General features: G+C 42.6%; 3 protein-coding genes. 2 read left to right on the top strand and 1 reads right to left on the bottom strand.

Annotated elements, in window-relative coordinates:
• Positions 1-104: 104 nt before the first annotated feature.
• Positions 105-1157 (bottom strand): metal ABC transporter solute-binding protein, Zn/Mn family, encoded by a 1053-nt coding sequence (locus A5295_RS05600; RefSeq protein ID WP_004110751.1) that lies wholly within the window; start codon positions 1155-1157, stop codon positions 105-107.
• Between the two features lie 121 nt (positions 1158-1278).
• Here A5295_RS05600 and A5295_RS05595 point away from each other — a divergent pair, with 121 nt between their 5' ends.
• The gene (locus A5295_RS05595) at positions 1279-2163 is read left to right on the top strand and encodes a bifunctional methylenetetrahydrofolate dehydrogenase/methenyltetrahydrofolate cyclohydrolase (RefSeq protein WP_012914050.1); all 885 of its coding nucleotides are present in this window, start codon (positions 1279-1281) and stop codon (positions 2161-2163) included.
• Positions 2164-2309: 146 nt separating this feature from the next.
• Positions 2310-3812, top strand: coding sequence for a 30S ribosomal protein S1 (gene rpsA, locus A5295_RS05590; RefSeq protein ID WP_012914051.1), 1503 nt, complete (start codon positions 2310-2312; stop codon positions 3810-3812).
• Positions 3813-3960 lie beyond the last annotated feature (148 nt).

Here is a 3960-nt window from a genome sequence, read left to right as displayed (position 1 = left end):
AGATGTGTATAAGAGACAGCTTTTGTTCTTGCTTAAAACAGATAATAAAAAATCCTTGCATTTGTAAAATACAAGGATTTTTATGTTTATAGATTCACCTAAATTTACTTGCCTGGATCTTGCTGACCTTGGTTAGAATTTTTAGGATTAGTATTCTTTGCTACATGTGGCTTCTCAGTGATTGGCTTTTTTTGAGGCTCTTTATCATCAATGTCTTTACGCATATCCTTTGTTGCTTTTACAGCATTATGTAGGTCGTCACAAATCTTCATAATCCATTTATCAAGCTGATCTGCGTATTTTGGCATAAGTTCGCTTACTCGTACTGTAGACGTGTAGCTGCGTCCTGCGATTCCGCTTAGCAAGTTCAGAACATCGTTTCCTTGCTGGCTATCGCTAATCAACACATCAATTTTGCGACCTTCAATAAGCTTCTGAAACTCCTCAACGCTTGAATGTTCTGGTTCATTATTGTTATTTACTGAGTCAACATATTCTTTAGGTGAGCTATCTTTCAAATTGGCATCAGACATTAGCCAGAAAAGAATAGGAGATGTAGAAGCATACTTTGCGTTACCATTTTCTTTAGAGAAATCACTTAAGTAGGTGGTTAATTTCTTTTCCTTTTCCTGCCATTGTGCTAGTCGCTTAGAAAAAGCTTGCTTTTTTGATGGCAAAACTTTGGAGAAGGTGTCAGCCATGGCAGATGCCATAGCATTCCTAGCATCGTGAGAAAACCAAAGATATGGATTGTCTCCGTTAAGTGCTCCTACAGTACCTGCTGCACTAAGCACTTCAGCTTTAGCTGGGTGTACTTTGTTTGCCCAATCATCGTAGCCTGCACCATTTGTAACTAATACTTGTGCATTCTGCATATTTTTTAAATCTTTTGAGCTAGGTTTAAACGACGATATGTCTGTATCTGAACCAGTCATAACTGATTCAACTTTGACGTCAGAGCCACCAATCTCTTGAGCTAAGCTACCCCAGGTGTCAACAGTGGATACAACAGAAATATTTGTTGCAGCTTTTGGTTTTTCTTTTGGTTTTTCCTCAGTTTTTCCACAAGCTGCAAATCCAAGTATTACTGCAGAAGCAATAAGGCATGTTATGGCAGTTTTTCCAAACTTCTTTACTGCACAAAGAACGGTACGCATCACTGTGACTCCTCCCGTGATAATGGTGCGTCGGCGCACGTAAAATTGTTAGTCGACCCATATCTTCTATACTTCACGATAGCCTATCCTTACGAATTGTGCGAGTTGGGAGGAATTTTTTATGACTATTGTGTTAGATGGTAAGGCTTTAGCTAGTAAAATTAAAAAAGATTTGGCAGCGCGCGTTGCTATTTTACATAAAAAAGGCATTAATCCAGGTTTGGGTACGTTGCTTGTAGGTAGTGATCCTGGTTCGTTGAAATATGTTGCTGGTAAGCATCGTGATTGCGAAGAAGTGGGGATTAATTCTATTCGTTGCGATTTACCAGAAGATGCTACTGAAGATGAGATTCTTGCTGCTTTACAGAAATTAAATAATGACCCTCTTTGTACTGGATTTATTGTGCAACTGCCATTGCCAAAAGGTATTGATGCTCAAAAAGTTATTTCTTCTATTGATCCTGCAAAAGATTGTGATGGAATGCATCCATATAATTTGGGTGAACTTGTTACGCATATTTCCGGTAATATTACAACACCTTTGCCGTGCACGCCGCGTGGAATTTTAGCTTTGCTTGATGAGTACGGTATTGAACTTTCTGGTAAGGAAGTTTGTGTGCTTGGTCGTGGCATTACGGTTGGGCGTACTATTGGTCTTCTGTTAACACGCAGGGGAGTAGATGCAACTGTTACGTTGTGCCATACGCATACTCGGAATGTTCAGGAGATTATGCGCCGTTCTGATGTAATAATTGCAGCAATGGGTTGTGCTGGTTTTGTTAAGCCTGAAGATATTAAACCTGGCGTTGTTCTTGTTGATGTTGGTGTATCTCGTGTTTTTGATGAAGAGGCTGGCAGATACCGTGTAAAAGGTGATGTTGATTCAGCTTGTCGAGAAATTGCTGGAGCGTATTCTCCGAATCCTGGTGGAGTAGGTCCGATGACTCGAGCTATGTTGCTGGCGAATGTTGTAGATATGGCTGAGCGAGCAGCTAATTGCAAATAAAATGCGACACGCCCGAAGTAAAACGTAAATTTTGGCTATACCTGTATATAAAATCGACAGAGCGTGTGCATAGTATGCACACGTAACGTAAATACATAATTAAATATCGAGTAATATCCACCCCAAGAAGAAACCACTAATAACTAATGGCAGAGAATAATAACGAAGTCGCCAAGGTTGCGATTAATGATATTGGCACCGAAGAAGACTTCATCAAGGCAGTCGATTCAACCATCAAGAATTTTGATGATGGTGATTTAGTTGAAGGTACAGTCGTAAAGATTGATCACGACGAAGTATTGCTGGACATCGGCTACAAAACTGAAGGTGTAATTCCTTCCCGTGAACTTTCCATCAAAAAAGACGTTGATCCAGATGATGTTGTCGAGGTTGGCGACACCATTGAAGCCCTTGTTGTAACTAAGGAAGACAAGGAAGGACGTCTTATTCTCTCCAAGAAGCGTGCACAGTATGAGCGTGCTTGGGGTGACATCGAGAAGATTAAGGATGCAGACGGCATCGTTGAAGGTACCGTTATTGAAGCTGTTAAGGGCGGCTTGATTGTTGATATCGGTCTTCGCGGCTTCTTGCCAGCTTCCTTGGTTGAGATGCGTCGCGTGCGCGATCTTTCTCCATACATTGGCCAGAAGATTAAGGCTAAGATTCTCGAGCTCGATAAGAACCGCAACAATGTTGTGCTTTCTCGTCGCCAGTTCCTTGAGGAAACCCAGTCCGAAGTTCGCGAGACCTTCCTCTCGCAGCTTAAGAAGGGTCAGATTCGCGAAGGCGTTGTGTCTTCTATCGTAAACTTCGGTGCGTTTGTTGATCTCGGCGGAGTTGACGGTCTCATTCACGTGTCTGAGCTTTCTTGGAAGCACATCGATCACCCATCTGAGGTTGTTAAGGTTGGTGATAAGGTTACCGTTGAAGTTCTCGACGTTGATCTCGATCGCGAACGTATTTCCCTTTCCCTTAAGGCAACTCAGGAAGATCCATGGCAGCGCTTCGCTCGCACTCATGTTCCTGGACAGGTCGTTAAGGGCAAGGTCACAAAGATTGTTCAGTTCGGTGTGTTCATCTCCGTTGAAGATGGCATTGAGGGCTTGGTTCACATTTCTGAGCTTGCAAACCGTCACGTAGAGAACCCAGAAACTGTTGTTAAGGGTGGCGAAGAAGTATTCGTGAAGGTTATCGACGTTGATCTCGATCGTCGTCGCATCTCCCTCTCCTTGAAGCAAGCTACTGAAGCTGTAGATCCAAATTCTGAAGATTTTGATCCAGCTCTCTACGGTATGCCAGCTGAATATGATGCTGAAGGCAACTACAAGTACCCAGAAGGCTTCGATCCAAACACTAACGAATGGATGGTCGGTTACGAGCAGCAGCGCGAAGAGTGGGAAGCTCAGTATGCTGCAGCACACCAGCTTTGGGAAGAGCACAAGGCATTCGCTGCTAAGGAACTTGCGGCTGCAGCTGAATCTGCTGCTGCTGACGGTCAGAGCGAAGAAGCTGAAAAGAAGCCAGCTAAGGAAGAAAAGAAGGAAGAAGTTGCTTCCAACTATTCTTCTGAAGCAACTAGTGAAGGTGCTTTAGCTGATTCTGATCAGCTCGCAGCTTTGCGTGAACAGCTTTTGAACGAAAAGAAGTAGTTTCTACTTTCTACTAGAAGCTTGTAAATAAAACAGTAAGATGCCCTCGGTGACTAATCATCGGGGGCATCTTGCGTATTGTTGTTCATAATGTTTTACGAGTATCTTGAGTATATTTGACAAGTATTTTATAACTCAAGTTTTGTAA

It is taken from the genome of Gardnerella sp. 26-12 (assembly GCF_001660745.1).
GTDB lineage: Bacteria > Actinomycetota > Actinomycetes > Actinomycetales > Bifidobacteriaceae > Bifidobacterium > Bifidobacterium swidsinskii.
Note: the sequence above shows the minus strand (reverse complement) of the source record. Positions and strands in the feature narration are given on the sequence as shown.

Excerpts from the sequence above, each read along its gene's own strand:
- A5295_RS05600 (WP_004110751.1), bottom strand. The coding sequence starts at position 1,157 with ATGCGTACCGTTCTTTGTGCAGTAAAGAAGTTTGGAAAAACTGCCATA.
- A5295_RS05595 (WP_012914050.1), top strand. The coding sequence starts at position 1,279 with ATGACTATTGTGTTAGATGGTAAGGCTTTAGCTAGTAAAATTAAAAAA.
- rpsA (WP_012914051.1), top strand. The coding sequence starts at position 2,310 with ATGGCAGAGAATAATAACGAAGTCGCCAAGGTTGCGATTAATGATATT.